Here is a 273-nt window from a genome sequence, read left to right on the forward strand (position 1 = left end):
AGCCGCGGTTCGCTGCCGGCCCGCGGCTGGGACGAGGTGGCGGTGTGGGCCGCGGAGGACGCGCTCGACGACGTCGTCCCGGACACCGCGTGCGCGCTGGAGATCGCCGTCCACCCGGAGCACCAGGGCCGTGGCCACTCGGGCACGGTGCTGGCCGCGATGCGGGAAGCCGTCGCGGCGGCCGGGCTGGGGTCGCTGGTGATCCCGGTCCGGCCGCCGGACAAGGCGGCGGTGCCGTCGCAGCCGATGCGCGAGTACGCCGCCGAGACCCGC

1 pseudogene is annotated in these 273 nt (G+C 78.0%); it reads left to right on the forward strand.

What is annotated here, in order from left to right:
- Positions 1-273: pseudogene (locus G3I65_RS35535) on the forward strand (hypothetical protein); the annotation flags it as partial.

The organism is Amycolatopsis sp. SID8362 (assembly GCF_010550475.1).
In the GTDB taxonomy this organism is placed as follows: domain Bacteria; phylum Actinomycetota; class Actinomycetes; order Mycobacteriales; family Pseudonocardiaceae; genus Amycolatopsis; species Amycolatopsis eburnea.